General features: G+C 66.1%; 38 protein-coding genes and 1 pseudogene. 18 read left to right on the top strand and 21 right to left on the bottom strand.

The genetic code is table 11. From position 1 onward, the window contains the following. Positions 1 to 47: 47 nt before the first annotated feature. Positions 48 to 566, bottom strand: a complete 519-nt coding sequence (locus tag IU448_RS21255; protein WP_195057389.1) for a GNAT family N-acetyltransferase — start codon at positions 564 to 566, stop codon at positions 48 to 50. Positions 567 to 641: 75 nt separating this feature from the next. After that, entirely contained in the window at positions 642 to 1319 is a 678-nt protein-coding gene (locus IU448_RS21250) for a TetR/AcrR family transcriptional regulator (protein WP_195057388.1), read from the bottom strand. Between the two features lie 161 nt (positions 1320 to 1480). Between IU448_RS21250 and IU448_RS21245 the strand changes: the two genes are divergently transcribed. The 3 genes from IU448_RS21245 to IU448_RS29085 are packed head-to-tail and all read left to right on the top strand — an operon-like array spanning position 1481 to position 3265. Then, positions 1481 to 1702, top strand: a complete 222-nt coding sequence (locus IU448_RS21245) for a hypothetical protein (protein WP_195057387.1) — start codon at positions 1481 to 1483, stop codon at positions 1700 to 1702. Next, a complete protein-coding gene (locus IU448_RS21240) occupies positions 1699 to 2880 on the top strand; it encodes a carboxylesterase family protein (protein ID WP_195057386.1) in 1182 nt (393 codons plus the stop codon). The genes IU448_RS21245 and IU448_RS21240 overlap by 4 nt, the downstream gene beginning before the upstream one ends. Further along, positions 2777 to 3265 (top strand): carboxylesterase family protein, encoded by a 489-nt coding sequence (locus IU448_RS29085; protein ID WP_324188666.1) that lies wholly within the window; start codon positions 2777 to 2779, stop codon positions 3263 to 3265. Before IU448_RS21240 ends, IU448_RS29085 begins: the two co-directional genes overlap by 104 nt. A 180-nt stretch (positions 3266 to 3445) precedes the next feature. On the opposite strand, the gene IU448_RS29080 is transcribed toward IU448_RS29085, so the two are convergent. Next, on the bottom strand, positions 3446 to 3826 hold the full coding sequence (locus tag IU448_RS29080) for a winged helix-turn-helix transcriptional regulator (RefSeq protein WP_195057385.1): 381 nt from the start codon (positions 3824 to 3826) through the stop codon (positions 3446 to 3448). An 84-nt stretch (positions 3827 to 3910) separates the two neighbouring features. On the opposite strand from IU448_RS29080, the gene IU448_RS21230 reads away from it, so the two are divergent. Further along, a complete protein-coding gene (locus IU448_RS21230) occupies positions 3911 to 4381 on the top strand; it encodes a nuclear transport factor 2 family protein (RefSeq protein WP_195057384.1) in 471 nt (156 codons plus the stop codon). An 11-nt stretch (positions 4382 to 4392) separates the two neighbouring features. On the opposite strand, the gene IU448_RS21225 is transcribed toward IU448_RS21230, so the two are convergent. From IU448_RS21225 to IU448_RS21200, 6 genes are all read right to left on the bottom strand, one after another. Beyond that, positions 4393 to 5322 (bottom strand): ESX secretion-associated protein EspG, encoded by a 930-nt coding sequence (locus IU448_RS21225; RefSeq protein ID WP_280457141.1) that lies wholly within the window; start codon positions 5320 to 5322, stop codon positions 4393 to 4395. Further along, a complete protein-coding gene (locus IU448_RS21220) occupies positions 5319 to 6569 on the bottom strand; it encodes a WXG100 family type VII secretion target (RefSeq protein ID WP_195057383.1) in 1251 nt (416 codons plus the stop codon). Before IU448_RS21220 ends, IU448_RS21225 begins: the two co-directional genes overlap by 4 nt. 2 nt (positions 6570 to 6571) lie before the next feature. After that, on the bottom strand, positions 6572 to 6955 hold the full coding sequence (locus IU448_RS21215) for a hypothetical protein (protein ID WP_195057382.1): 384 nt from the start codon (positions 6953 to 6955) through the stop codon (positions 6572 to 6574). Positions 6956 to 7023: 68 nt separating this feature from the next. Beyond that, the gene (locus IU448_RS21210; protein WP_195057381.1) at positions 7024 to 7605 is read right to left on the bottom strand and encodes a DUF3558 domain-containing protein; all 582 of its coding nucleotides are present in this window, start codon (positions 7603 to 7605) and stop codon (positions 7024 to 7026) included. Between the two features lie 162 nt (positions 7606 to 7767). Continuing rightward, positions 7768 to 7974, bottom strand: coding sequence for a DUF397 domain-containing protein (locus tag IU448_RS21205; RefSeq protein ID WP_195057380.1), 207 nt, complete (start codon positions 7972 to 7974; stop codon positions 7768 to 7770). Further along, positions 7971 to 8864 (bottom strand): helix-turn-helix domain-containing protein, encoded by an 894-nt coding sequence (locus tag IU448_RS21200; RefSeq protein ID WP_195057379.1) that lies wholly within the window; start codon positions 8862 to 8864, stop codon positions 7971 to 7973. Before IU448_RS21200 ends, IU448_RS21205 begins: the two co-directional genes overlap by 4 nt. 324 nt (positions 8865 to 9188) lie before the next feature. Here IU448_RS21200 and IU448_RS29075 point away from each other — a divergent pair, with 324 nt between their 5' ends. From IU448_RS29075 to IU448_RS21170, 6 genes are all read left to right on the top strand, one after another. Continuing rightward, complete coding sequence (locus IU448_RS29075; protein ID WP_195057378.1) at positions 9189 to 9647, top strand: RDD family protein; 459 nt, start codon at positions 9189 to 9191, stop codon at positions 9645 to 9647. Between the two features lie 371 nt (positions 9648 to 10018). Then, positions 10019 to 11116, top strand: a complete 1098-nt coding sequence (locus tag IU448_RS21190) for a hypothetical protein (protein WP_228813685.1) — start codon at positions 10019 to 10021, stop codon at positions 11114 to 11116. Then, entirely contained in the window at positions 11113 to 11610 is a 498-nt protein-coding gene (locus IU448_RS21185) for a hypothetical protein (RefSeq protein ID WP_195057376.1), read from the top strand. The genes IU448_RS21190 and IU448_RS21185 overlap by 4 nt, the downstream gene beginning before the upstream one ends. Next, positions 11603 to 12196: a DUF3558 family protein gene (locus tag IU448_RS21180; protein ID WP_195057375.1), complete on the top strand. Its 594-nt coding sequence runs from the start codon at positions 11603 to 11605 to the stop codon at positions 12194 to 12196. Before IU448_RS21185 ends, IU448_RS21180 begins: the two co-directional genes overlap by 8 nt. A 296-nt stretch (positions 12197 to 12492) precedes the next feature. Beyond that, positions 12493 to 12774, top strand: coding sequence for a hypothetical protein (locus tag IU448_RS21175; protein ID WP_195057374.1), 282 nt, complete (start codon positions 12493 to 12495; stop codon positions 12772 to 12774). Beyond that, a complete protein-coding gene (locus IU448_RS21170; protein WP_195057373.1) occupies positions 12771 to 13322 on the top strand; it encodes a hypothetical protein in 552 nt (183 codons plus the stop codon). The genes IU448_RS21175 and IU448_RS21170 overlap by 4 nt, the downstream gene beginning before the upstream one ends. A 137-nt stretch (positions 13323 to 13459) precedes the next feature. Here the strand turns inward: IU448_RS21170 and IU448_RS21165 are convergent, their stop codons facing one another. Both IU448_RS21165 and IU448_RS21160 read right to left on the bottom strand, forming a co-directional pair. Then, a complete protein-coding gene (locus tag IU448_RS21165) occupies positions 13460 to 13609 on the bottom strand; it encodes a hypothetical protein (protein WP_195057372.1) in 150 nt (49 codons plus the stop codon). Between the two features lies 1 nt (position 13610). Then, complete coding sequence (locus IU448_RS21160; protein WP_195057371.1) at positions 13611 to 13847, bottom strand: hypothetical protein; 237 nt, start codon at positions 13845 to 13847, stop codon at positions 13611 to 13613. Between the two features lie 140 nt (positions 13848 to 13987). On the opposite strand from IU448_RS21160, the gene IU448_RS21155 reads away from it, so the two are divergent. Then, the gene (locus tag IU448_RS21155; protein ID WP_195057370.1) at positions 13988 to 14410 is read left to right on the top strand and encodes a hypothetical protein; all 423 of its coding nucleotides are present in this window, start codon (positions 13988 to 13990) and stop codon (positions 14408 to 14410) included. 54 nt (positions 14411 to 14464) lie between these two features. Here IU448_RS21155 and IU448_RS21150 read toward each other — a convergent pair whose 3' ends face one another. Beyond that, complete coding sequence (locus IU448_RS21150; protein WP_195057369.1) at positions 14465 to 15085, bottom strand: antibiotic biosynthesis monooxygenase; 621 nt, start codon at positions 15083 to 15085, stop codon at positions 14465 to 14467. Positions 15086 to 15313: 228 nt separating this feature from the next. Beyond that, positions 15314 to 15703 (bottom strand): winged helix-turn-helix transcriptional regulator, encoded by a 390-nt coding sequence (locus IU448_RS21145; RefSeq protein ID WP_195057368.1) that lies wholly within the window; start codon positions 15701 to 15703, stop codon positions 15314 to 15316. A gap of 79 nt (positions 15704 to 15782) precedes the next feature. Here IU448_RS21145 and IU448_RS21140 point away from each other — a divergent pair, with 79 nt between their 5' ends. Continuing rightward, positions 15783 to 16193, top strand: a complete 411-nt coding sequence (locus IU448_RS21140; protein WP_195057367.1) for a RidA family protein — start codon at positions 15783 to 15785, stop codon at positions 16191 to 16193. Positions 16194 to 16199: 6 nt separating this feature from the next. Here IU448_RS21140 and IU448_RS21135 read toward each other — a convergent pair whose 3' ends face one another. Beyond that, complete coding sequence (locus IU448_RS21135; RefSeq protein WP_195057366.1) at positions 16200 to 17159, bottom strand: zinc-binding dehydrogenase; 960 nt, start codon at positions 17157 to 17159, stop codon at positions 16200 to 16202. Positions 17160 to 17258: 99 nt separating this feature from the next. Here IU448_RS21135 and IU448_RS21130 point away from each other — a divergent pair, with 99 nt between their 5' ends. Then, positions 17259 to 17885 carry a TetR/AcrR family transcriptional regulator gene (locus IU448_RS21130; RefSeq protein ID WP_195057365.1) on the top strand — a complete coding sequence of 209 codons (627 nt, stop codon included), beginning with the start codon at positions 17259 to 17261 and terminating at the stop codon, positions 17883 to 17885. Here IU448_RS21130 and IU448_RS29600 read toward each other — a convergent pair. Further along, positions 17784 to 18383: a PucR family transcriptional regulator gene (locus IU448_RS29600; RefSeq protein ID WP_195057364.1), complete on the bottom strand. Its 600-nt coding sequence runs from the start codon at positions 18381 to 18383 to the stop codon at positions 17784 to 17786. The two genes, IU448_RS21130 and IU448_RS29600, sit on opposite strands and share 102 nt — an antisense overlap. Positions 18384 to 18731: 348 nt before the next feature. Here IU448_RS29600 and IU448_RS21120 point away from each other — a divergent pair, with 348 nt between their 5' ends. The 3 genes from IU448_RS21120 to IU448_RS21110 are packed head-to-tail and all read left to right on the top strand — an operon-like array spanning position 18732 to position 20633. Then, positions 18732 to 19094: an ArsR/SmtB family transcription factor gene (locus IU448_RS21120; protein WP_228813683.1), complete on the top strand. Its 363-nt coding sequence runs from the start codon at positions 18732 to 18734 to the stop codon at positions 19092 to 19094. Beyond that, positions 19091 to 20200, top strand: a complete 1110-nt coding sequence (gene arsB, locus IU448_RS21115) for an ACR3 family arsenite efflux transporter (protein WP_324188658.1) — start codon at positions 19091 to 19093, stop codon at positions 20198 to 20200. Before IU448_RS21120 ends, arsB begins: the two co-directional genes overlap by 4 nt. Positions 20201 to 20231: 31 nt before the next feature. Then, positions 20232 to 20633 carry an arsenate reductase ArsC gene (locus IU448_RS21110; protein ID WP_195057362.1) on the top strand — a complete coding sequence of 134 codons (402 nt, stop codon included), beginning with the start codon at positions 20232 to 20234 and terminating at the stop codon, positions 20631 to 20633. Between the two features lie 2 nt (positions 20634 to 20635). Here IU448_RS21110 and IU448_RS21105 read toward each other — a convergent pair whose 3' ends face one another. Then, a complete protein-coding gene (locus tag IU448_RS21105) occupies positions 20636 to 20971 on the bottom strand; it encodes a DUF3140 domain-containing protein (protein ID WP_195057361.1) in 336 nt (111 codons plus the stop codon). 19 nt (positions 20972 to 20990) lie between these two features. Then, entirely contained in the window at positions 20991 to 21308 is a 318-nt protein-coding gene (locus IU448_RS21100; RefSeq protein ID WP_228813681.1) for a DUF2795 domain-containing protein, read from the bottom strand. Between the two features lie 378 nt (positions 21309 to 21686). Between IU448_RS21100 and IU448_RS21095 the strand changes: the two genes are divergently transcribed. Beyond that, a complete protein-coding gene (locus tag IU448_RS21095) occupies positions 21687 to 21962 on the top strand; it encodes a hypothetical protein (protein ID WP_195057360.1) in 276 nt (91 codons plus the stop codon). A gap of 57 nt (positions 21963 to 22019) precedes the next feature. On the opposite strand, the pseudogene IU448_RS29065 reads toward IU448_RS21095, so the two are convergent. Both IU448_RS29065 and IU448_RS21090 read right to left on the bottom strand, forming a co-directional pair. Beyond that, positions 22020 to 22214 (bottom strand): annotated as a pseudogene (locus tag IU448_RS29065) (glyoxalase/bleomycin resistance/dioxygenase family protein); the annotation flags it as partial. Between the two features lie 43 nt (positions 22215 to 22257). Beyond that, complete coding sequence (locus IU448_RS21090) at positions 22258 to 23085, bottom strand: NAD(P)H-binding protein (protein WP_195057359.1); 828 nt, start codon at positions 23083 to 23085, stop codon at positions 22258 to 22260. A gap of 89 nt (positions 23086 to 23174) precedes the next feature. Between IU448_RS21090 and IU448_RS21085 the strand changes: the two genes are divergently transcribed. Continuing rightward, positions 23175 to 23576, top strand: a complete 402-nt coding sequence (locus tag IU448_RS21085; protein WP_195057358.1) for a winged helix-turn-helix transcriptional regulator — start codon at positions 23175 to 23177, stop codon at positions 23574 to 23576. A 367-nt stretch (positions 23577 to 23943) separates the two neighbouring features. On the opposite strand, the gene IU448_RS21080 is transcribed toward IU448_RS21085, so the two are convergent. Further along, the gene (locus tag IU448_RS21080; protein WP_195057494.1) at positions 23944 to 25110 is read right to left on the bottom strand and encodes an RNA polymerase sigma factor; all 1167 of its coding nucleotides are present in this window, start codon (positions 25108 to 25110) and stop codon (positions 23944 to 23946) included. Beyond that, complete coding sequence (locus IU448_RS21075; RefSeq protein WP_195057357.1) at positions 25110 to 25517, bottom strand: YciI family protein; 408 nt, start codon at positions 25515 to 25517, stop codon at positions 25110 to 25112. The genes IU448_RS21080 and IU448_RS21075 overlap by 1 nt, the downstream gene beginning before the upstream one ends. Positions 25518 to 25538 lie beyond the last annotated feature (21 nt).

Genomic DNA, 25538 nt, shown 5'->3' with positions numbered 1-25538 from the left:
GCGGGGGCGCGCGGCAGCGCTCCTCGAGCTCCGGGCACCCGGTCGTGCTACGTCGCTTCCTGCCCGGGGGAGATGATCATGCGGTGGAAGCACACACGATCCTGTCCAGGTCCGTCGTAATCGGTGTGGATCGGTAGGCCGCCGCACTCCCGATCACCTGCTTCCAGCTCGAAACCCATGGCGCGGTGGAAAGCTATGGATCCGGTGTTGGTGGGCGCGGTGACCGCACGCACTTCCCGGCGGCCGCCCTCGGCGGCGCGCCGGAAGAATTCCTCGTACAACGCGCGCGCGACCCCCTGCCCGCGTAACCGCGGGTCGACCCCGATGAAATGGATATAGGCTTCGTCCTCGTTGTCGGCGGCGTAAAAGCCGACGAGAAACGCTGTGATTCCGGTGCCGTCCTCCCGGACGAGACTGGTGCGGGAAAAGAACTGCAGGAACAACTTGGGTAGTAGCAGCGAAAGCTCGCGGGCCTGTTCCGGCGTGCGTGAGTCTCCCCACCACTGCTGTACGCATTCGACGATCGTCTGGTGATCCGCCAGACGGGCCTGGCGCATATTCGGCATTCCTTGCTCCCTTCGGCTGGAGAATCCGACGACTCCGTACCCGGTCGGCGCGAAGCCGTGACGGATACGTCGCCGCTATGGCCTGTGTGGCGCGCTGGCCTCGTGCCGGCCGTGGTGTCGAACAATCGGTGTGGACTCGGATAGGTGAGGGCCGGGTGCGGTGAATATGCGGTCCAGTTGAGCGTCGATCAGTTCGAGGGCGCGCTCGGGGCTCAGTTGCCCGAGCAGGAGGCGGGTCTGTAATCCTTCCGCGGCCGCGGTCAGGAACATGGCTTCGCCGGCTGCGTCGATTCCCGGGGGCACGTGCCGGAGAGCTTGTCCCCGGGTGAGGAGGTCGGCGACCAGATCGGCCAGTGCCGGTGGAGCCGCGCGGGCCACGGCGGCGAGCTCGGGTTCGGTGAGAAAGCGGACGAAGTAGGCCGCGTACACCACATGTCTGCTGCGTCGTTCCTCGTCCAGCGGAAGCATTTCCAGTAGTACGCCGCGCACGATCGCGCGGATGCCGGGATCCTCGCCCAGGGCTGCCATGCGATCCCGGGCCTGTTCTTCGGCGTCGTTGTTGAGTATTTCCAGTGCGCCGAGCAGCAGTTGGTCGCGGGTGCCGAAGTAGTACTGCAGCAGGCGCGCGGACACTCCGGCTTCGGCCGCCACCTGCCGCAGGGTGACCTGCTCGAGTCCGCCGCGGACGGCCAGCCGCCACACCGCCTCGGCGATCTGGCGGCGGCGTAGTGCGTGGTCGACCTGTCGGGGCACGGGGTTCCTTTTGTCGTTCGGTCCTTCGGCCGGGCAATCCGTTGTGGTGCGATCGTATCAACGATGTTATGGTTCAATCGAACCATAAAGATGGTGCCGCGTCGTATCCGGCGCGTGGGTTCCCGGGCCGAATCGGGTCCGAAGGCGAAAGATGAGGGCGAATGCGTTACGTGACAGTGCTGATCGGTGGCATGGTGCTGCTGGTGCTCGGAGCCCAGGGCGCGATCAGGCTGCTGGCCGATCACGACAATTCCGGGTTGCTGAGCTGGCTGCCCGGCGGTTTCCCGGTTCAACTGCTGGTGTACGTGGTGCTGGCCTGCGTCGGAGTGCCGCTGGCGGGTTGGGGGAGCCGCAAGGCCAAGCAGGCGGGCGTTATCAAGTGATCCGGTACCGGTCCGCGGCATTGGTGCTCGCCGGGCTGCTGGCGGCGGCCGCGGCGGCCGGATGCGGTTCACCCCCCGGCTCGGGCGAGGAACCGCGAGCACCGGTGATCCACCTCGACACGGGCGCAGTGCGCGGAACCGAAGCCGATGGAGTGGCCCGCTTCCGGGGGATTCCCTATGCCGCACCGCCGGTAGGGGAACGCCGTTGGCAGGCACCGCAACCGCCGGAGAGTTGGCGCGGTGTCCGGGATGCGGCGACTTCGGGCCCGGTCTGCCTGCAGCCGGAGGCACCCGAGATGCCGCAGGGCCTCGACCAGAGCGAAGACTGTCTCACTATCGACGTGACAGCCCCGTCCGGAGACAGCGGTGCGGCGGGCCGGCCGGTCCTGGTCTGGATACCCGGCGGCGGTTTCGTCACCGGCGCCGGTTCGATCTACGATCCCGCCCGGCTGGTACGCACCGGCGACCTCGTGGTCGTGACGGTCAACTACCGGCTCGGCGTGTTCGGTTTCTATGCCCACCCCGAACTCCGCGGCAGCAACTTCGGGCTACAGGACCAGATCGCGGCCCTGTCCTGGGTGCGTGACAATATCGCCCGTTTCGGCGGCGACCCCGGCCGCGTCACTCTGGCGGGTGCTTCGGCCGGCGCCATGAGCGCCTGCACGCTGCTGACCGCACCCCCGGCTCGCGGACTGTTCCAGCAGGCGATCGTCGCCAGCGGTTCATGCGGAACCAGCCACCCCGCGGGAGCGTTCGGTGCGGCGGTCGGCGCCATCTCGACATGGCAACCACTGGACACCATCCAGCTCGCGGGCCGGTACCTGGCCGGCCGATTGGGCTGCCCGGATGTGGCATGCCTGCGGGACCTACCGGCGCAGGCTCTGCTGCCGCATACCGGCGGATTCCCGCTGCTGGCCTACGGCACCGAACTCGTCCCCGATGAACCGGCACGCGTATTCGACACCGGAAATCAAGCCGACGTCCCACTCCTCCAAGGCAATACCGCCGAACGAGCACATAGAATTCACCATGGCCGCTTATCCGGAACCGCTCACGGCCGACCGGTATTCCGCCCTGCTGCAAACTGCCTTCGGGCCCGCGGCCGCGGACGTCGAACAACGCTATCCGGCAACCGAGTTCACCTCACCCACCGCGGCGGCCGGGCGGGTATTCAGTGATTACGACTGGATCTGCCCGTCCTGGCGATCCGCCCGGCAGCACAGCACCAAGGCTCCCACCTACGCCTACATCTTCGCCGACGATTCCGCGCCGACCCCCGCCGGAACGCCGCTGCCACCTCACGTCCGACCGGCCACCGCGCACGGCTCCGACCTCTACTACCTGTTCGATTTCCCCACCGGTCCCGCGCTCACGCCCGGACAACAGGCACTCGCCGATCTTCTCGTCGGCTATTGGACCGTGTTCATCCGGTCGGCCGACCCGAACGGCGCCGACCGCCCCCACTGGCCCCCGATGGACGAACACAACGCCGCGATCAGATTCGGCGGCAGCACCCGGCAGGTCGATATGAAGGCCGGACACCACTGTGCACTGTGGGAGTGATCAGGACAGCCGGCCGCGCTGACTGCGTTCTCGGAAGTAGGCGTCGCCGCGGTGCGCTTGCCACTACCGCCGCGAACCGTAGGGCGTTGCGGGGCAGGACGTTGATGTCGGTGAGGCAGTCGCATGGGGCCGGCCTTCGGGGTCTTACGGTGACCGGCGGAGGCATGGAAAGACGACGACTCACCCGTCGTCGTGATCGGTGTCATCCCAGCTCCGCAGGGACTCCAGGACGCGCACGAGTCCGGTGGCGCGTCCGCTGAGCGAGTACCGGACGCGCGGAGGGAAATCTGCCCGGCGGTCCCGGTCGACGATGCCGGATGTGGTGAGCAGGGCCAACCGCTCGGCCAGCACCTTGTCCGATATTCCGGGAATGTCTGCGGAGAGCTCCTGATAGCTGCGTGGCCCGTGGAGCAGGGCCAGGAGCAGATGCGCGGACCACCGCTTGCGCAGTAACTCGATCCCGGTCTCGATCGGGCATCCCGGGCTGCCGGACGCCGGCAGTGGGACCGGACAGCGTCGCTGTACCTCGAGTGCCGGATCCCTCACTGTTTGGTGAGCCACGACATGCCTCCCTAGCTTCGTTGACGGTGATCATCCATCGCCAACACACGTCCGGTGCCAAACCATCCAGCAAGAGAGGTACCCATGGTTACCGAGCCCGAGCCGCAGAAGACCGAGATCGCCGAGGTCGTCGCACGACTCTTCCACGCCCTCGACGACCGGGACTGGGCGACCGTCCACACCGTCACCGCGGAACATATCGACGTCGACTACCCCTCTAAGCAGGGTGGTCCCGAGCGACTCTCCGCGCATGCCTTCGTCACCGGACTGCGCGAATTCCTGCCCGGGTTCGACGAGACGCACCATCTACTCGGGCCGATCGTCGTCGACCGGCCATCTCAGGAGTCGGCCACCGCTCGGTTCCACGCCCGCGTCACCCATCTCGTCGCCGACCAGGATGCCCCACTCTGGACGATCGGTTGCCACTACACCTTCGGCCTGACCTACCTGGACGGTTCGTGGCGGATTTCATCGTCGCGGGTGCGAGTCCTGTACGACGAAGGGAACCGGGATATCGAGCAGCTCGCCCGAGTCCGCGCAACGGCGCCGGGCTGAGCGCGGGAAGGTCAGGACAACCAGCCGCGCTGGTTGCGTTCCCGGAAGTAGGCGTCGTCGGCGTCGATCTCGGCCTGGGAGAGCCCACGTCGTGAGGATGTCGGAGGGGACAGTTCGCGCCGGGGTTGCGCGATGTCCCGGCGGGCCGGCTGCTGCGAGGCGGGTGCGCGGCGGGGTGCTGCTTGCCGGACCGTGCCGATGGCATGCTGGAGTCGCTGGACGATTTCGTCCGGCGAGCCGGGGGCGAGGGTGAACTCTTCGCCGCTGTGTTTGATCAGCAGGTAGCGGCCGTCCTGCGGGAGCAGGTCCATCCAGTGGAAACCGTGCGGGTTACCGGTGGGGCGGGAATCTACGGCCGGCCCGGCGAAGATACCGATCTCGCCGATACCCGACCGCGGCCGGCGCAGGATCTGGTTGATCTGCTCGACCCGCGATATCCGGCTCGGATGCCGGGCGTATTCGATCTGCCCGATATCGGACCGGGCCCCGCGGACCGTCGCGAACCGGCCCGGGGCGCAGCGCGGAAGACAGGCTACGAGCCGGGCCGCCAACTCGTGCGGGGCGCAGGTCTGCAGGTGGATATCGCCGCCGTACTCCTTCGTCGGGCCCGGTGCCTGGACGGCGAGGGTCGCGGAACGGCCGGTGATACCGGCATGGAGCCGCACCACTCGTTCGAAACCCCGGTCGTATGCTCCGTGCACTTCGACCCGGACCTGCGGTTCGAGCAGCACCTGCAACGCCCGGCGCAGATTTTCGTCCGATATCGCGGCGAGCCGCTGCGCCGCCGCCACCCGGGCCTGCTCGTATTCCGCGGCGGTCGGCGGCGTTTCGGTGGGCCCGAGCGGCAGAACTCGGATCGGGTACGGCAACCGGTCACGATCGAACCGGCGCACCGCCTGGATGAACATCTCCCCGTCCAGGCGCCACTGTAGGTCGTTCACCCGCCGATCACCCCGCCCGGAGGCAGTGCCGGTGGCTGGGTGCCGAGCAGTTCGCTACCGCGGTCGTAGATCAGGTAGTCGGGGATTTCGTGCTCGTCGTCCTCGTCCCGGTTGGCGCCGCGCGCACCCGGTGCCATCATGCCGGGCATTCCGGTGCGCCCGGCCCGGCCGGCGGTGTTCGCGGGCGCGGTCGCGGCAGGTGCGCCGACCGGTTTGTTCGGGTTGCCGCCGGGAACCGTCTGACCCGGGATATGCGGGGCGGTGGTTTGCGGGACACCCGACGGCGTACCCGCCGGGATGCCGGGAGTGCCGGGGGCGGTGGGCGACCCGGTCGTAAGCGAGGGGGTCGTCGGGGTCGTCGACTGAGGAGTTGTCGATTGCGGTGCAGTGCTCTGCGGCGTGGTGCTCTGCGGTTCGGCCGACTGCGGTTCGGTGGACTGCGGGTCCTCACCGGTCGGCTGCTGCCCCGGATCCCCGGTATTCGTCCCGGTATCGGTGCCGTTGTTGTTCCCGTTGGTGGTGTCGTTACCCGGCGAAGGGGTGGTGCCCGGGGGTGGTTTGCTGCCGTCGTCCACGGGTTTCACCGGTTCGGGCAGGATCGGGGTCTTGCGGTCTACTTCCTCCGCGCCAGGCTCGTAATAGGTGGTCATCACATGGCGAGCGGTTTCCTGGGCTTCGTCGGCGCGGTACTGCGGGGTTTTGAAAACATCGTCGTCGAGCAAGAAGTTGGTGACGCTGTCCTCCCACGTTTCGTCGTCTGGTTTGCCCACCGAAGCTTTGGCCTGGGCGAGATGGCCTTCGATCAGATCGAGACCGTGTGCGACCATCTGGAAACTTGCGGCCAGTGAGGCCATAGAGGTACTGAATTCCCGGACGCCGTTCACCGCGGCGGTGCCGGATTGCCCGTTCCACCCGGCTTCCAGGTCCTGGTTCACACCATCGAGAAACTGCTTATCTGCGTCGCGCAGCTTGGTAGTCAGATCCCGCCAGGCGGTGGCCTTGTCGTTGATGAGCGCTGAGTTCACCGTCTGGAGCGCATCCCAGATCTGCTGGTGCGTCATGGATCCGAAGCCATCCTCTTCCAGGATCGCCGGTGGCGCGAATTGCCCACTCCATTCACCGAGCAGCCCGGACCATTCCTTGCCGACCGCGACGCGGTCGTCACCCCATTTCTTGTCCTGGTCCTCGATGATCTGCTGGTCGGTCTCTTTGTTCTTCTCCGCCTCGTCGGAGCGCCACCACACCATGATCAAACACCCGCATTGCCCAGGGCACTGGACGTGGACTGATCGGTTTCCTCGAGCCGGCGGGCAGTCAGCTCGAAGGTTTCCTCCATGAGGGACACGATATCGATGGCTGTCTTCAAACGGTTGGCGGCGGAGTCCGCGTCGGCCACCGCCTTGTTCGCGAACTTGTTGCGAAGGTAGCCGGCCGAGCGCAGGCCGCCGAAACCTTCGACATATTGAAGTTGGTCGGTCATGATCAGCAGCTGCTCGAGCTGCGTCTTGTAAGCATGGCACCGGGCTTTGAGCTTGTCGCTGATGTCGGCTTCCATGCGAAGTTCACCACTCTCCGCCTGGGTCTTCATGGTCTGCCACTGCTGCAGCAATGTCGTCTGCTGAGTCTCTGCCACAATGTCCTCCCCGCTTCGATCTCCTGCTGCGCTGGCACGGGATCTCGTACCTCATGCCCACGGATAGTTCAGTCCGGCAGATAGGGCTCGAGTGTCCGAGCATGCTGAACCGCCAGCCCGCAGGGCGGCGACTCGGGGATCGAGTCGCGCTCGCTGTACTGCCAGCTGGCATAGACATTCAGCATCCCCTTCTGCATGGGGAGGCTGACATAGCAGAGGCGAATCGGGTCTTCGTTGCCGACAAGGTGGTAGGTCAGGCCCGAACGATCGTTGATCTGTACCGGTTCGATCCCGGTGACCTGCTTGTTTTCGTACACATCGTCTTGGGTGAACACCGTGGCCCCCACTCCGATGAAGTACGGGCCGTCGTTCGCCTGCCAGGTGCACATCCGCCATGCGGACTTATTGCCGGGTGCGTCGAAAACGCTACTTCGGGTGGCCGGGTCTGCGCCGGTTGCCTGCAGCGCGTCTGCCGACAGTTCCGAGCAGGGGTTCCACTCGACGTGTTGCTCTCCGGTGGTGGTACCCGTGCCACCGGCCGCCGGTTCTCCGTCGACAGCGCCCCCGCACCCGGCGGCCAGCCCGGCCACCGCTACGGCGACCATCACATTCCGCACGCCCCCTCGGCGCTGATTCTTCGCGGTGCGCATGCCCCTCCTGCCCGGCGTGTGAGCGGTCCACACGGATCAGTCTTGACGATACAGGTGGATTGCGGGCCCGGTTCGGCGACAGGATCATGTGTACGCGCTACCGGTGCCTGCCACGCAAGACTGATCGAAAGGCTACTCGCGTGCCCGAGCAGCCAGTTTGGGTCAGTACGAAACGGATGGACCGCACCGGAGAGTAGCTGTGAACGCTGCCCAGTCGTTCATGCTGAAGGCCAAGGTGGGGCCTGCTGGGTTCTTCGAATCTCGGACGCCGACACGGGAACAACCCAGCCAAGCGACTTCGACGCACTCTCCGGCATTGGAGCTATAGGTCGATTTGAACCATGCGGCACCGGCTAGTTCGTCGTTCACTGCTCGTACCTCCTCGCTACCTGTCGAAGCAGGTCCCTTGATTGTCGCTCATCCAGCGAGGCGTCGCGCAACGAGGCATGGATCTGCCGGTATTGCCGTACATCTGCCTGGTCCTCGAAAAACGTAGTGCTGGTGGTGCCCTCAACGTAGACCACCGGCGGTTCCGCTCCGAATTCGGTTCTGTCGGTCGGAAATTCCATGATGGTGTACGGAAGCACAGGCCGGATCTTTCCAGGGAACCCAGCGCTGAACGGCAGTATTCGTACATGCACATTGGCCAGCGTGCTCATATCTGCTATATGACGCAGCTGAGAGGCCATGGTTACCTGTGTTCCAACCCTCGTGTGTATAACACTCTCGTGAACAAGGAACTCCGCGGTGACGGGATTTCGGCGGCGCGTCAGAATTGATGCGCGCCGCATCCGCAGGGCAATTCGGCGCTCGACATCTTCTGATGAATCGCTCGGAAAGTAAGGTGCCTCGAAGGCCCTCGCGTACTCGACGACCTCGAGTAGCCCTGGCACGATCATCGGTTGGTAGAAATACAGCCGTTCGACGCTGGACTCCAGCCCGAGATACGTGTTGAACCCCGTCTTGATCAAGTGACGGTCGCCTATCCACCACGATTTCGTCGCCGATTGCTGGGCGAGGGTCTTGAGCTCGGCGATCTGCTCTTCACCCAGCTCGTACAGTAGGCCGAAACTTTCCACATCCCGCAGTTTTACCTTCTCGTTGTGCCCCTTCTCGATCCGGATGATCGAGGTCTTGCTCATCTCCATTTCCTGCGCGGCCTGTTCCAGGGTGAACCCCATCCCTTGCCGCGCTTCGCGCAGCGCCCGGCCCAGCTGCCGCCGCGGCAGCGTCGAACCGGGCTGATCCTCTCTCGCCACACCATCCCCTTCCTGGGCCGGTCCGGAAAAGCCCAGAGCGTGGTCCGATTCGGACGAATTCGATGTACGGAACGGACAAGCTCCAGGGCCTTCCCGCCGACATGAATTCGACTGTCCCGCTGGTTGATCCATACGGCGCGCCAGGAAGATAACCACATCCCGGCCGACCCGCGAAACCCCTTCGACCAGGAATGATGCCGAAAGTCGAAAATTTCCCTTCCGCCATGGAAGATTCCGCGGTGGAAGGCCCGAGCCGTCGCTGTCGCGTGTGCGGCGCCCCGTGACACCCCGGCGGATCTCAATGCCGCCTATGCTCACGAACATGTGTCACGCCGGGGTTCCTGGCCCATCATCGGTCAGGTCGCGAACTATCAGCACGGTGAGGTCTCCGCTTCGATGAGTACCGAAAGCGCCGAGATCATGACCGCGCAACGCCGTCCCGGCCGGGATTCCGAACGTGTCCCTTTCGAGTTGTTCGCCGTTGCCTTCCTGCTGGATATGCTGCTCCATATCGCCATAGGCGTGGCAGTCGGCGTCTACATCCGGCAATCGGCCGACCTACCGATCTCACCCCTCGTTGCCGGTGTCGCCGCCGGCATCGCGGCGTCGTTCGTGCACCGCACGCTGGTGCAGCGGTTCACTCGGACCACCGCGGGCAAGGCCGTATTCGGTCTCCAACTCCGCCGACTGGACGGCAGCTACCCGAGTCTGGGGCAGTTGGTGAAGCAATGGGTGATCGGCGTCCTGGCGACGATCGGGACTCCGATGAGACTGCTGAACTGACATCTGATGGATGTCTGTGCCGGCCTCGGTGGCGGATCCGATAGGACAGGCTTCCTGTGTTAGCTTGTGCTTCGATACGCTGAGTCGTGAAGAGGGGGAGGCGGGTTGGTGTACTACGGACTTCGTAGCTGCCCCGATAACTTCAACCGGCTGAACGTCTGGGCGCGGTCGTTTCCTGGCTCAGGTGCGCTTCCGGCGATCACCGTCGGGCCGCGATGTATGTCGTAACGAAGAGGTGTGAGATGACGGAAACAGTCAGAGCGGAATCGGCCGAGATTGCGGGGATGGGAGTTCTCCTGGGATCTATCGGAGTCGATCTTCACAATGCCTCGAACTACGTGAACACACATGCAGGACCCTCGGATAAGGCAATGGGGGAGATCCTCGCCGATTTCGTGCCCAAATGCGCTGAACTGCGTGATTTCACTTCGAAACGTTTCGGTCAATTCAGCTCTGTTACCACGACATCCGGTGCGAACCTGAATCGTGCAGCATGGATGTACCACGACCAGGATCAGCAGAACTACGCGGCATTGAATCAGGCGACGACCGAGTATCCGACAACTGCCCCGGCCGGTGCTGATGCTCCCGAGAGCGGTGTCACCGCAGCGTACGTGAACCCGGTGTCCTACACGCAACCCACAGCTATTTCGCTGTCGCCTCCGGACACTCTGGAAGAGGATATCGTTCGCGCGATCGAGGAAAAGACGGGCTGGCTGGGTGACTTCAATCAAGGTATCCGGCAGGCTACCAACAACGAGTGGAGCCCGCTTAATCAGCTGTTCGAGCCGTTGAGTGGGAATTGGAATGAACTCAAGCGGATCGGAGCGGCATACCGGATCGCCGGAGCTGCCCTGGAAGACAGTTCGAAGAACCTCTCCTGGGGCGTCAACAAACTCGGCCCACACTGGGACGGTCGCGCAGCGATCTCATTCGAAGACCACAGCCGAAACCTCAGTGCTGCCCTGGAATGGTGGGGGCCGGTCGGCAGAACAGTCGATTTCGTCATGGTCAAGCTTATTGATGAAGTCAAAAACGGCTGCATTGCCATCGCCAATAAGCTGAAAGATATGCTCGAGGCCGAGGTCGACACGTCGGACGGAAAGTCGCTGATAAAGTTCGCTCTCAAGAAGGTGCCTTTTGTCGGGCCCGCTTACCAGTTCGGTAGCTTGGTCAATATAGTCCTCAGCGTCTGGAATGCGATTAAGCCGATATTGGAAAAGATCAGAAATTTGGTCGCCTCGGCCAAGAACCTGCTGTCCAGCATCACCGGGAGCAAGAGTGGTGAACCAGGCAAGTTCGCGCAGCTCGACGAAACGCTCTCGCCGATCACTCAAACCGCGGTCAACGCTCAACAGGCGGCGATCGTGAGTTCAGATGTCGCGCGTATCGCCGCCGGCGCCGACACTCAACAGAAGGCACCACAACAAGGCTACAACGTCGGTGTCAACCCCTGGGAGAACGGATGATCGACCCGAATCTCGACCCCGAGATCGAAACACAACTGCGCTCGTTCCTGGCTTCTTCCGCGGACTTGGCTACCGCGACCATTCAGCTGGAGAACCTTTCACTCGACGACATCGTGCCGCCGATACGCGTCGACGAGAATTACATGTCGTTACTCGCGTCGGCTCCCTCTGCGTCAGCATCACTGCAGCAGTATGCGGCCCAGGTCGCGGCTGGATATTGCACTTGGCCGGAAATCGAATATCGCCTTGCGGCGGGTCTGCCACCAGAGGTGGTGGAATTGAAGTCGTCGCCGAAATACGTCTGGCAGTGGGGGGTGAGCGAACCGGATTCATCAGCACCGACGGCGAATCCGGCCGGCCCGGCATCGGCGCATACCGAACCACCTGCGCAGCGTCTTGATCGTCGGCGGCGCGCCGAGCCCGAAACAGTCGGCCCCAGCGACTGGCCGGACGAATTCGATGAATACCCCACGCAAAGGAACTGGCTTGTATAAATACGCCCGTCAACCCGGCGCGGTGGTTGTGTTTGCAACTGCGGTTGCGCTTGCCGCGGCAGGATGCGCCAGCGTCGATGATGCATCCGCGCCGGCGTCGAAGACCAGTGCCGATGCGGCAGCCGCCACGACGCCTGCGGCCCCGAGTGTGAGCGCGAGACTGGGGGTCGACCTGTGTACTCTGCTGTCCCCTGACGAGATATCGAACGCACTGGGACGGCAAGGGCTGGTGCCGAAACGCACCGTCGCCGACGGTGCCGGCCACGTGGTTGCAGAATCCTGTGACTGGGGATCCGAGACGGAAGGCTTCATATCTGTGGGGTGGATGGACGAACCGATTCCACAGTGGCAAGAGAACGAATACTCGCGTTTATTCACCGAAGCCACCGGACTTCGGACGACCGTCAACGACTGGGAGGGCAGATTCTGTGCCGTGTACGCTGAAAGGGCGAGCGGAAATATCGGGGTGACAATAACCCCGTCCGAAGAGTATCTGAAAAACCATCCTGTAAGTCCAGAAGATGGTACTTGCAGCCGGAACCAGGGATTGATCATTTCGGTCATTCAACGCGCGCAGGGCGCCTGATAACAGCGATCGAGGTGGACGGCGGGCATTTTTGCAAAGCCCGTCAGCGAGGCTGGCTGGTCTGAGAAGGCGAGATACCCTGCTCATGGGCGAGCGCGGACGTGATGTTCGCTGATCAGAGCAGGGCAACCGCTCGGACGAGGACAGTCTCGCTGGTGCGGATCGGCCCTGATACCGGTCCGATTCGTATGTGTGTGGTGGACGCGGCGTTCCGGTCGCTGGGCCGATGGACCGATCTGATCGGGTTGTCCCGCTGAACCCTTACTGCAGGACCTCCGCAGCGGACGATAACCCGCATGGTGGATCGATGCGGAAGTCCTTCGACAGGGCAACTACGGCAGCCGGTAGGTGGAACCCACAGCGCCGAACTGGGGGAGTGGCGTGCGGTGTGGCAGCGGGATCGGCAGCGGATACGGATCATCCGGCTGCGTAACGTCGCCGACGACCGCACTGTGGTCGCGGTCAGCGATCTGGGGGCCGCACCGGATCTTGCGGATATGCGTGAACGGTTCCCGGAACTGTCCGCGCTGTGGGATGTGGTCCGGCACCAGTTCTGGGTGCGGGGGATCGGCGGATGAGCGCGATCCGGTACCCCGATGACGAGTCCATCGACGAGATCACCGCCCGGTTCCTGCTGTCGATGCCCGCGAGTTTGCTGCCGATGCTGTACGGGTTCCGGTTCGACGGTGACGGTATCGATGCCGAATGCGCCGCCGTCGATCTCACCGGTGACCGGGGCGACGACGAACCCAACCCGATCCATGTGCGGGCCGCGCAGTTGCGGAAAGTGCTGGGGCCGGACATGTTCGGGTTCGGGCTCGTGTTCGTGGTGTGCGGTGATCAGCTCGACGACCGGCGGGAGAACCGGCATATCCCCGGACCGGTGCGGGACGCGGCCCGGCAACTGCCCGGTACCGGTGACCTGATCGTCGCCGTGGTCATGGATGCGGCGGGCCGGCAATGGTGGGCTGTCGCGGACCGCTACCTGATCGAACTGGACCCGGTGCGTATCCACGTGCCCGCCGTGGCGCCGGAGGAATGGCGGATACCCAAGACTCTCGATGCCTCGCTGTGGACCGCCGCTCTCGCGCTCGACGAAACCAACCACCCGCACCTCCTCCGGTAGGCAGAACACCTGAACAGCGGTGACGCACTGACTGTTCGAGATCGCCATCGGTTGCCGGACACCCCATGCGGGACGCCCTCGCGGTGCAGGGCCTACGTATGGCTTACGGTTCGTTTGCCGAGGTGCGGGGATGGTGGTCAGATCCCGGCAGGCTCGCGGACAGCATCGGCGACCGCGGGGCAATCCTTGCGCAGGATCTCGGAGTGGTTGCTGGCGACCTCGGCGCTGATTGTGACGTTCGGGTTGTGCGCGATGATCGGGTCGAGGAGCTTGCGCCCCTGTTCCATCTCATCGTTCTCGCTGCCGAGGCTGTCTCCGGTGGCCAGGACGAACCGTGCCGGGCCGGGCCGGCGGCAGCAGGAACCGCATCTTGTGAAAGAGCTTGCGGATCCGCTCGGCGCCTTCCTCACCGGTCAAGCCGTGCGGGAAGGCATCCACAGTCACCACGTCCAGGACACTGTCGGGGTTGCGGCGGCCGGATCCGCTGTGGGACACCACCGGCGCGGTGTCCTCGACCGGCACCATTGTCTATTTCGCCGCCGGATCGGTGACCAGGTGAAATGCAACTCCCCGAGCGTGGGAAGCGGATACGCGTCGATCGCCACGATGCCGGTCGTAGTGTGTGACCGGTCCGGAAAGTTGATCTCGGAAAGGGCATCCAACAGGTGCGTATTCTCAATCGAGCAACCAGGCTCACCCTTGCAGCAGGGGTAGTTCTCGCCGGATCGCTGGCGGTGGCCGGCCCGGCGAATGCCGACGCGCAGGCATCGTCTCCGATTGGAGCATGCGGCGGCAGTTACCACGAAATCGACCACCACGATATCCCCGGCGCACGCATCCACCTGCTCTACAACGGCACCACCAACTGCGTGGTCACGTGGAAGAACAACCCGGGAACCGCCTCTCGGCTATTCGCGTCCATTGCTAAACAAAACGCCGACGGAAACTTCACCAACTACATCCATGACGATGGCAACTTCACCACTTACGCCGGCCCTGTGAAGGTGAACGCTGCGGGCACGTGCATCGACTGGGGCGGCGGCACCTCCAGTTACACGTGGATGTCAGGCCGGTCACACTGCGGCTGATCGCCGCCGAGTGCAGAGAGGCCCGCACTTCGGCGGTGGATGATGCAACCGCGCTCAGGCCATTTCCGGCACCCGCAGGTGCGCGAGCGGCAATTCGAACTCGCGCACGTCCAGTGCCTCGACTCCGGCCTGCCGCGCCGCGTCCACCCGCAGGGAAGCCGACTGCTCCCGGCAAGCCCGCATCGCCGCCTCGCTCGCATAGCAGGTACACGAGACCGCGCGCCCCGACCGACGGTTGACCAGCAGGCTCGCACTACAGAACCCGTCCAACTGCTCCATCGCGGGCAAGGTGGCGGACTTGTAGACCTCCACGGCCGATTCGAGCCGGCTCGGATCGGTCTTCACCCAGGTCGCGCGCACACATGCCCCTTCGCTCACCCGGCGGACCCGATGCAGTCCGGCGATCTCCCAGTCCTGGATCTGCGCGCTGCCGCCGAACATGGCGAGCGCCTTGTCCCGCACCGGAGCGACCCGGTACTTACTCGCGTCCATTGCGTCCAGGGAATCCCACGAACTGGTGGCGATGGACCGCCCGGTAGTCCGGTCGACCATCAGGGACAACCCCACGCACCCGGGAATCGCCCGCAGTCCGGGCAGCACCTCGTCGCGCACGTACTCGATCCCGGCCTCGACAGCGGAGGGCCGCGCCTGGATTGTGGTAGATCGCGCGAACACGACCCACCCCCTCTCTGCTCGGGGCGGCACCCCGGTGGCGCCACCGGCCCCTTTCACCCTGCTACCCCAGCACCGCACAGACAAGAGGCAGCCGGTCGCCGTTTGACAACTCCAGGGTTCGCAAGCGGTCGCCGGTTCACATATCGACCATCACCCGGTGGAGGATCACGGCCGTCGCCGGAGTGACCACTGCGGCCGGTTTACGCACCCCGGGTCGGGACCGCGTTGCTACCGCGCCGGGTGATCCGCATCCGGCAGGTCGTCGAATTGCGCGCGGGCGCGTTCCACCTCGGGCAGGGTGGCTGTCGCCCAGTTCAGCAGTGCGTCGAGGAGGTCCTGTAGCGATCTGCCCAGCGGTGTCAGGCGGTATTCGACGGCGACGGGACGGGTGCTGGTGACGATCCGCTCGATCATCCCGTTGCGTTCGAGCCGCCGCAGCGCGGTGGTGAGCGATTTCTGTGTCACCACCGGTATGGCGCGGCGGAGTCCGTTGAAGCGCAACGGTCCGTGCTCGCACAGGGCGTCGAGGATCCGCAGCGACCATTTGTCGAGCACCTGATCGAGCAGGTCGCGGTGCTGTTGGGTGAGCTGCGGGGCCCCGGTGGTGGTTTCCGTCATGAAACCTAGTCTCGTTGAAGTTCCCTTCGGGCACCAGGTAGATATCGGATACCTGCTTCCACCAGCGAAAGGGACACCCATGGCAGTCCGGCTTCTCACCCCCGAAGGTATGTTCGCGCCCGTTCCGTATCACCACGTCTCGATCGGCACCGGCACCCGCCACGTGCACGTCGCCGGGCAGATCGCGCGCGACGCCGACGGTAACCCCGTCGCGACCGGTGACCTCACCGGCCAGGTCGCGCACGCCCTGCGCAGTACGGCCCGCGGCCTGGCGGGGGCCGGAGCGACGTTCGCCGATGTCGTACGCCTGCGGTTCTTCGTCACGAACTGGAGCCCGGACAAGTACGACGACTTCGTCGCGGGAATCGACAGCGTCGTCGGCGAACTGGGGATACCCCAGCCGTTACCGCCGCTGTCGGCGATCGGTGTGGACTATCTCTTCGAACCGGATGTGCTGGTCGAGGTCGAGGCGTACGCCGTGCTCGACTGATCTCCGCTACGGGACCAGGACGATTCTGCCGAACACCTCGCCGTCGTCCATCTTCCGATGCGCGAGTGCGGCTTTCTCCAGGGGCAGCGATTCGTGGACGACCGCCCGCAGGTCGCCGCTACCCGCTGCGGCCCACTGGTCGAGTTGTACGGCGCGGCGGGCGGACGGCGCGACCGTGTCCGCGCTGAAGGTCGCGAACGACAGCGATTTCACGAACGAAGCCAGCATTGCCGCGCCGAAATCCGCCGGCGGAAAGCCCGCGACGGCACCGACGGCGACCATACGGCCGTTCGGGGCGAGCTTGTCGAAGAACGCCGGCATATCCGGTCCGGAGATGATGTCGATGATGACGTCGTAACCGGTGGGGGCGTCGGCGCCGTCGCCGGAGCGGTCCAGGACGTGGGTCGCTCCGAGTGCGCGAAGCCGCGCGCCGCGCTCCGCCGAGGAGGTCGTGACGGCTACGGCGCGGGCGCCGCCGCGGGCCGCCAACTGGACCGCCATGATTCCGATACTGCCGGCGGCGCCGCGTATCAGCACGGCTTCCCCGGGAACGAAATGGGCGTGTGCCAAGGCGAAATGGGCCACCATCCCGGAGCTTCCGAGGGTGACCGCATCGGCAGCGGACATATCCGCGGGCAGCGGCAGGATCTCCTCGACCGGGGCGAGAGCCTGTTCCACATATCCGCCACCGCGACCGGTGAACGCCCACACATGCTTGCCGATCCACGAGGCGTCGACACCCTCTCCGACGGCGGTGACGGCTCCGGCGACCTCCGAACCGGGGATATGGCCTTCTTCGATGCCGTAGCCGGCGAGGGTGCCGCGGCGGATCATCGCATCGACACCGCCGACGCCGATCGCCTCGGCGGCTATCGTGACCTGGCCGGGGCCGGGAACGGGAGCCGGGATATCGATGACGGCCAGCCCGTCGGCACTGCCGAACGACTGGATGACGACTGCTTTCACTGTCACTCCTCGGTGTGGGTTCGGTCGGCGAGGAATGGATCGCCCCGCTCGTTTCCGACGCTAACGGACGCCCCCGTCCGTTTAGCTAAAGTGAGAGGGATGCCCGGTCATTTGACTCACTCGCAGCGCTCCGACGCCGAGAACAACCGCGCACGCATCCTCGATGCCGCCCGCACCCTGTTCGCCACCGCGGGGCTGAACGTGCCGATGCGGGAGATCGCGCGGCTCGCAGAGGTGGGGCCCGCCACCCTCTATCGCCATTTCCCGACCAAGGAATCGCTGGCAACCGAGGCATTCGCCGACCAGATGCGTACCTGCCACGCCATCGCCGACGAGGGCCTGGCCGATCCGGACCCGTGGCGCGGCTTCTGCCGCGTCATCGAGCGCACGTTCGACTTGAATGCGCACAGCCGGGGCTTCACCGAAGCCTTCATGTCGACGTTCCCGAACGCCATGGATTTCGCCGCGAGCCGGGAGTACGCGCTGAAATCGATCACCGAACTGGCGCGCCGGGCCAAGGAAACCGGGGACCTCCGCCCCGATTTCGTGCTGGACGACCTGATGCTGATGCTCATGGCGCACCGAGGTATCCAGCCCGGATCGCAGGCCGCCCGCAGCGCGGCTTCACGGCGCTTCGCCGCTTTCGTGATCGAAGCATTCCGCGCCACCCCGGAGTCCGCGCCGCTGCCGCCGGTCCCGCGGTTGACCCCCGCACCAGCGCGCTGACGCAGCCCGTTCCCGGATGCCGAGCCCCTGCGCGGTTTCCTCGACTACCTGTGGACCTCGATCGCGGCGAAGGCGCGGCCGCCCGTCAACCGAGGGCCGCCCCCACCGGCGGGCCGTGGGGTACCGACGCGCGCAGCGATGTGGTGGCCGCGCCGGCCCCGCAACCGCCGGTCCGATCGGGACTTCCGGGTGCCGGTCGGATGCGTGAGTGGTTTCGTAGGCGTTGGCGATCATGGCGGCTTGGAGGTGCCACAGACCTTCGGAATCGGCCGGATCCAGGCCGGTGAGGCGGGCGATGCGGCGCAATCGGTAGTCGACGGTGTTGGCGTGGACATAGAGGGCGCGCGCGGTGCGCTGGCGGTTGCGCTCATAGGCCAGATGTGTGGACAGGGTCTCGAGCAACTCGGGCTGGGGCAGCAGCGGGTCCAGGGATTTCGCCAGGCGGCGCCGGGCCGGGCCCGGCCGGGTGATCTGGTATTCCACGGCGAGATCGGCCATCCGATACAGGCGGGCGGGCCGAACGCCTGAACGAACTCGCCGGGACGCTCGCCCAGCTCCGCCCGGCAGTTCGTCAGGTCGCCGACGAACTACTCGCCCGCGCAATGGACCGCCGCATCCACGCCGACCTGCCCGAGGTCTCCCAGCAGCTGAGCCGCGCCACCCACGCCGAACCGGCGCCCGCCGACGACATCACTACACCGCGGTAGGACGCCGACGCTCGAATACATCCTCCGACAGCCGTCGAGCGGAGGCCGCCGGCGTGATCGTGCTGTGGGGGAGTTCACCCGACGCTCTGTTGCCCGCCGATTAGATAGTTGTCAATATTGACGAATGTCTAATTCGCGGATGTCGGTGTCACCGGTCGAGGGATGTAGTTCCGCGCCCAGGATTCGGGAACCGCTGTCGGCGGCGACGTCGGTGGAGCTGGCGGCAGTGTTCAAGGCTCTCTCGGACCCGGTGCGGTTGCGGCTGCTCAGTTCGATCGCTTCGCGGGCCGGGCAGGAAGCCTGCGTCTGCGACCTCTCCGAAGGTATCGAATTGAGCCAGCCGACGATCTCGCACCACCTGAAGGTGCTGCGCGGGGCGGGACTGCTGACCAGTGAGCGACGCGCGTCCTGGGTGTACTACCGGGTGGTGCCGGAAACACTGCGAAGACTCTCGGAGGTGTTGCTGGTGCAAAGCGGTGCGGCCACCGAGGTGGACGCGTGAGCACCGGCACTGCTCCGGGCGTGGTGGGCGGCCTGTCCACGCTGGACCGGTTTCTGCCCGTATGGATCGGGACGGCGATGGTCGCCGGGCTACTGCTGGGGCGGTTGATACCCGGACTCGGCGACTCTTTGGCCGCGGTGGAGATCGACGGAATCTCGCTGCCGATCGCGATCGGGCTGCTGATCATGATGTACCCGGTGCTGGCCAAGGTCCGCTACGACCGGCTCGACACCGTAACCGGCGATCGGCGGCTGCTGGCCGGGTCACTCCTGCTGAACTGGCTGCTCGGCCCCGCGCTGATGTTCGCGCTGGCCTGGCTGCTGCTGCCCGACCTGCCCGAATACCGCACCGGCCTGATCATCGTCGGGCTCGCGCGGTGTATCGCCATGGTGATCATCTGGAACGATCTGGCCTGCGGCGACCGGGAGGCCGCCGCCGTCCTGGTGGCGCTGAACTCGATTTTCCAGGTCGTCATGTTCGCGGCGCTGGGCTGGTTCTACCTCTCGGTACTGCCCGGATGGCTGGGGCTGGAACAGGTCACTATCGAGGCGTCGCCGTGGGCGATCGCGAAATCGGTGCTGATCTTCCTCGGTATCCCGCTGCTGGCCGGATACCTGACCCGCCGGTTCGGTGAGCGTGCGAAAGGCCGCGACTGGTACGAGACGACGCTGATCCCGCGGATCGGGCCGTGGGCCCTGTACGGGTTGCTGTTCACCATCGTGGTGCTGTTCGCCCTGCAAGGTGAGCGGATCACCGCCCAGCCCCTCGATGTCGTGCGGATCGCGATACCGCTGCTCGCGTACTTCGCGATCATGTGGGGCGGCGGCTACCTGCTGGGCGCGCTCATGGGCCTCGGCTACGAACGGACTACCACGCTGGCATTCACCGCGGCGGGCAACAACTTCGAACTCGCCATCGCGGTCGCGATCGCCACCTACGGTGCCACCTCGGGCCAAGCCCTGGCCGGGGTGGTCGGGCCGCTGATCGAAGTGCCGGTATTGGTCGGGCTCGTGTACGTATCCCTGGCACTACGCCACCGGTTCCGGGATTCCGGCGCACCCGTAGCAGCGGGACCGGATCACCGCGGAACCGAAGCCCGGGCCTGACCCCACTGCTCGACCGAAAGGGACCGCTGCCATGACCACACCCACCGTACTGTTCGCCTGCGTCCACAATGCCGGCCGCTCGCAGATGGCCGCCGGCTTCCTGACGCATCTCGCCGGGGACGCGATCGAGGTCTGCTCCGCGGGCAGTGCACCCGCCGGCACCCTGAATCCCACGGCGGTTGCGGCGATGGCCGAGGTCGGTATCGATATCGCCGGCCGGTCGCCGAAGATCCTCACCGCAGACGCGGTGCAGTCCTCGGACGTGGTGATCACTATGGGTTGCGGCGATACCTGCCCGGTCTTCCCCGGGATCAGCTACCGCGACTGGGACCTGCCCGACCCGGCGGGTAAAGGTATCGAGGACGTGCGGCCGATCCGGGACGAGATCCGCGCCCGGGTCGAAGCGCTCGTCGCCGAACTGCTGCGCGGCTGAACTCAGGCCGTCTTCAGGGGATCGTGCCCCAGGCACATCAACCGATGCCGGAACTGCGCGTCACCGGCCACCGGCTCCAGATCGTCACGGCGTTCCGCGGTGACCGTAGCCACCACGCGGCGCATGACCGTCACATCGTCGGTGGTCAGATCCGTCCGGCGTTTACCGAGAATCGCCAGGACCTGCCGGCCGATTTCGGGCCCGGACCGATCCGGTTCCCGTTCCGCCACCGCGCTCGCCGCTTCCGTGCGCAACCAATCGCCGAGCTCACGCGACGACATATTGACCACGCGGTGGAAATCGTCCCAGAGTTCGTCGTCCACCACTGATTCCGCCATGGGATCCACCTCCTGCCGATCAGCTCCCGCGGTTCTCGCCCAACTCCTCGACCACCGGGTTCGGCGGTACCACGCGTTCTCGTTCGGTCACCGTCGGATGCGCGTGATCGCGACTCTGCGCCGCGCGCTCGGCATCGGTGCGGCCGTCGTCGAGGCTCACCGACTGCAGCACTTCCGCGAGGTTGGCGTACTCCACGGGCGGGATGGCTTTCAACGCCCGCACCGTATCTCCGTCGGCGCCCGCCTCGGTAGCGCAGCGCACCAATCCGTCCTTCTCCGCCGGGAAATCGGCCTCCGAGAGCGCCCGCTGGATCCGTTCCACATCGGTTGTCACCATCACGAACCTTCCCGGGACGCCACCGCGACCCTGTATATATCTCGCTTGCGGCGCGGCAGTACCCGCCTGCGTTGCACGCAAACAGCGCGGGTCCGATATCGCGCCGCCGAGGTCACGGTCGGGTCCGCGCGCTCGGGGTGATCCGGGGGGCTCGCGCATTTCCAGCCGGCGCGGCACGTGGACTGCCGCAGCGGGTCGCCCGCGTACGCCGGTATCGCAACGCCGAATCGCCCGCCGTGGCGGTGCGACCGGCCGGCCGGCAGGGGCGATACCGCCGCGCTGTGCTGGGTCACGCGCGCAATCGCCTGCGACGAAGGCGATCGGGCCGGGGCAGCGCGGCGGGTGTTTCCGAGAGGAGACTCGGGGCATCCGGGGCGCATGGATACCGACAAATCATCCGGAAAGGGCCCCGAGCCCGGGGGCCGCACGCAGGTCGATCCGGGCGACCTGCGGCGACTGCTCGAGGCCGGGGCCGATAGTTGTCTCGTGCTGTCCGAGGGGCGAATGCAGATCCGGGAGGGCGCCCCGGGCGACGGTCTGGCCGTCGTCACGCGTGCGGACCTGATCGCCCAGCTGGGAGAGAGCCCGGCGGAGAACGATCTGGTCACCCAGGCCGCCCTGCTCGACAGTGAGGTCCGCTCGCTCGGCGCCTGACCGGCCCGGCTCAGGACGCCGGGCTCGTCGTCGCAGCGGTGCCGAGGCCGGCCACGAACCAGCCGGTCGCGAGCGCGGCGACTCGGCGTGCGCCTTCGCCGAGGATTCGATTTCCACCCCGAGATGGTTCACGCTGCCGCCCTGCCGGGGGCTCTCGATCAGCACGGGTTTCGGCGGCGGCTCGTCGAGCGCCAAATTTGCATATCCCCGCTTGCGTTTGGCGGGTCCGGTGCCCAACAGGGTCGAGTAGATTCCGGCCGCCTGCTGCTGCCGCTGACCGTCGGCCTTTTCCCGGTTACGCGAAGGCGGCCGAATTACGTGCCGACCACGCGGCGAACGTATGCGGTGCCCGGCCGAGGAGTCGTTCCACGTGCGGGCTCACCTGCCGCAGGGCGGGCGGCGGACTGCCGAGCATGTCCAGGGTGGCTTCCACCACGGGGGCGGGCATGAACTGCAGCATGCGCTCCCGGGCCTGTCCGCGCGACAGTTCGGTGAAGCGCACCGGTTCGCCGAGTGCCACGCCCAGGGCGGCGGCCTGCTGCCGCGGCGAAATCGCTTCCGGGCCGGTGAGTTCGTAGGTTTCGCCGCTGTGGACGTCGTCGAGTAGGACGGTGGCGGCCACCGCGGCGATATCGGCGGGATCGATCACGGGCAGGGCGATATCGGCGAACGGGGCCGCGACCATTCGTTCGCCGCGCACCGATTCCGCCCACTGCAGCGCATTGGAGGCGAAGTTTCCCGGCCGCAAAATCGTCCATTCGAGACCGGAATCCCGCACCGCCGCTTCCGCGTCCGGCGGATGATTCCCGGTGCCGACACCTTGCGAGGACAGCAGCACCACCCGGCGCCCGCCGGCACTGCGGACGGCATCCACAACCTCGCCGAGATCTCCTCCCGCGCCGAGAAATTCACCGGAGGTCAACAGGAATACGGTGCGTGCTCCGGCGAAGGCCGGTGTCAGTTCGTCGGCACGCAGCAGGTCGGCCCGCCGATACTCGACACCGGCGGGAAAATCCGCCGCCGCCGCTGTGCGCGATACGGCGCGGACCTGCGCTCCCGCCGCGGCCAGCGCCTGCACCAGGGGGCGTCCGACATTGCCCGTCGCTCCGGTCACCACGATCATTGCCATTTCCTTTCGACTTCGGTGACGCGACGCTACTATTCGAAAGACAGTAGGTACCTAGAGGAAAGTATTGGGAGTGGGGCGCTATTGTGACCGAAACCACAGCATGGGAACCTGCTGGAGATACCGCTCCGGAGAACGCCTGCCCGATCGCGCCCGTGGTCGATGTGGTGTTCAGCCGCTGGACCACACCGATCCTGTGGGCGCTGCACTATCGCGGGCCGCAACGCTTCGTCGAACTCCAGCGGCTGATCACCACGATCACGCCGAAGGTGCTGACCGAGCGGCTCCGGCAGCTCGAGCGTGACGGACTGATCACGCGCACTTACTATCCGGAGGTTCCGCCCCGCGTCGTCTACGCGATCAGCGAGCTGGGCAGCAGCCTGGCGCCGCTGTTCGCAGCCTTGGTGGACTGGTCGGGCAATCTCGAGAAAGTCGAGCGGGCCCGTAGTTCCTACGACGCCGCCCAGCCGTCGCGGCGAAAACGCTGATCCCGCGCTCCGCGGCGAACATTCGATCGCCTCGCCCGCGCATCCTGCCGCGAGGCTGACGGGCGGGCGGATGATCGCTGCCGATGACTGCGGCCGGCGCGAGGCTGCCTCTTACCGGGCCGGTGATTCCGGTCGGTCGCCGGTGCCGGTATCCGCCTTGGGAATGATGCTGATCATGCCGTTGGGCTCGAGATACGCGCGCGCCACCAGCATAGACGCTCGGCACACCGGACTGTGTCGATCATCCAGCCCTGAATGCCTGGAGAACGGGAGGTGGCGCTGCTGACGTCGAACCGGACGTGCCGCGTCGTCAGTTGTCTGTGGAACAGAGCAGGTGGCCGGCTCGGTGAGCAGTGTGTGGAGAAGATCAACGTGCGTCGCGCGGAAGCCGCTGCCGCAGGGTGGCGGCGCGGAGCGTGAGGTGGTTGCGTTCGGCGAGGTTCTGCGCTTGTGCGGCGGCCTCAACGTAGAGCTGGGCCGCGGCGGCGGTGTCGCCCGCCCGTTCGTGGAGGTAGGCGGCGGACGCGGTGTAGCGGGGGAGTTCCGGGTCGAGTTCGGCGAGTGCGGCGAGACCTGCCTGCGGGCCGTCCGCCTCGCCGACGGCGACCGCGCGGTTGAGCCGGGCGATCGGGCTACCGGTGAGCTCGACCAGCTCGTCGTACCACTCGACGATCTGCACCCAGTCGGTCTCCTCCGCTGTTTGCGCATCGGCGTGCAAGGCCGCGATCGCCGCCTGCGCCTGGTACTCGCCGAGCCGGTCGCGGGCCAGGGCTGCCTGCAGGATGGACACCCCCTCGGCGATCAGGTCGCGGCGCCACAACTCGCGGTCCTGTTCGGCCAGCGGCACCAGGCTGCCGTCCGCTCGGGTGCGCGCCGGGCGGCGGGCGTGATGCAGCAGAAAAAGGGCGAGCAGGCCCGCAACCTCCGGGTCGCCGGTAGTCGCGGCGAGCTGCCGGGCCAGCCGGATCGCCTCCGCGGCCAGGTCGATATCACCGCTGTATCCCTCGTTGAACACCAGATACAGCACCCGCAGTACAGTGCGCAGATCGCCGGGAGTGTCCAGCCGGACCTCGCTCACGGTGCGTTTGGCCCGGCTGATCCGCTGCGCCATGGTGGTTTCGGGGACGAGGTAGGCCCGCGCGATCTGGCGGGTGGTGAGACCGCCGACGGCCCGCAGCGTCAGCGCCACCGCCGAGGTGGGGGACAGGCGCGGATGCGCGCACAGGAAGTACAGCCGCAGCGTTTCGTCCACCGGTACGGCGGGCCCCGGGACCGGTTCCTCGCCGACTCGCAATTCCCGGTTGCGCCGCGCGGTTTCGGAGCGGGCCAGATCCACGAAACACCGCCACGCCGTGGTGATCAGCCAGCCCTTGGGATCGTCGGGTTGCTGCCGTGGCCACGTATCGACGGCGCGCAGCAGCGCCTCTTGCACGGCGTCCTCGGCGGTCGCGAAATCCGCCCCGCGGTGGACGAGGGCCGCCAGGACGCCGGGGATCAGGTCCCGCAGCCGGCCCGCGTCCAGCGCGTCGGTCATCACTCGGTGACGGTCGGCGGGGCGGTCAGGAAGGGGCGCACCTCGAGCCATTCGTGGATCGGCTTCCCGCCCGCGCCGGGCGCCGCCGACAGCTCACCCGCCAGTTCGACGGCGCGTTCGTAGGAGTCGACGTCGATGATCATCCAGCCCGCGATCAGATCCTTGGTTTCCGCGAACGGGCCGTCGGTGACGGGCGGTTTCCCCGCGCCGTCGTAGCGGACCCAGGCGCCTTCCGGGGCGAGAGCCTGACCGTCGACGAACTCGCCGGTGCGCTCCAGCCGATCCGCGAAATCCTGCATGTACTGCATATGCGCTTCGATCTCGGCGGGTGTCCACCGGTCCATCGGCACATCGTTGACCGCCGCCGGAGCGCCGCGGTAATGCTTGAGGAGCAGGTACTTGGCCATGGGATTCTCCCTTCGGATGTC

The sequence above is a fragment of the Nocardia flavorosea genome (genome assembly GCF_015477805.1).
Lineage (GTDB): Bacteria > Actinomycetota > Actinomycetes > Mycobacteriales > Mycobacteriaceae > Nocardia > Nocardia flavorosea_A.
The sequence above is the reverse complement of the archived record's forward strand: the minus strand, read 5'-3'. Positions and strand labels throughout refer to the sequence as shown.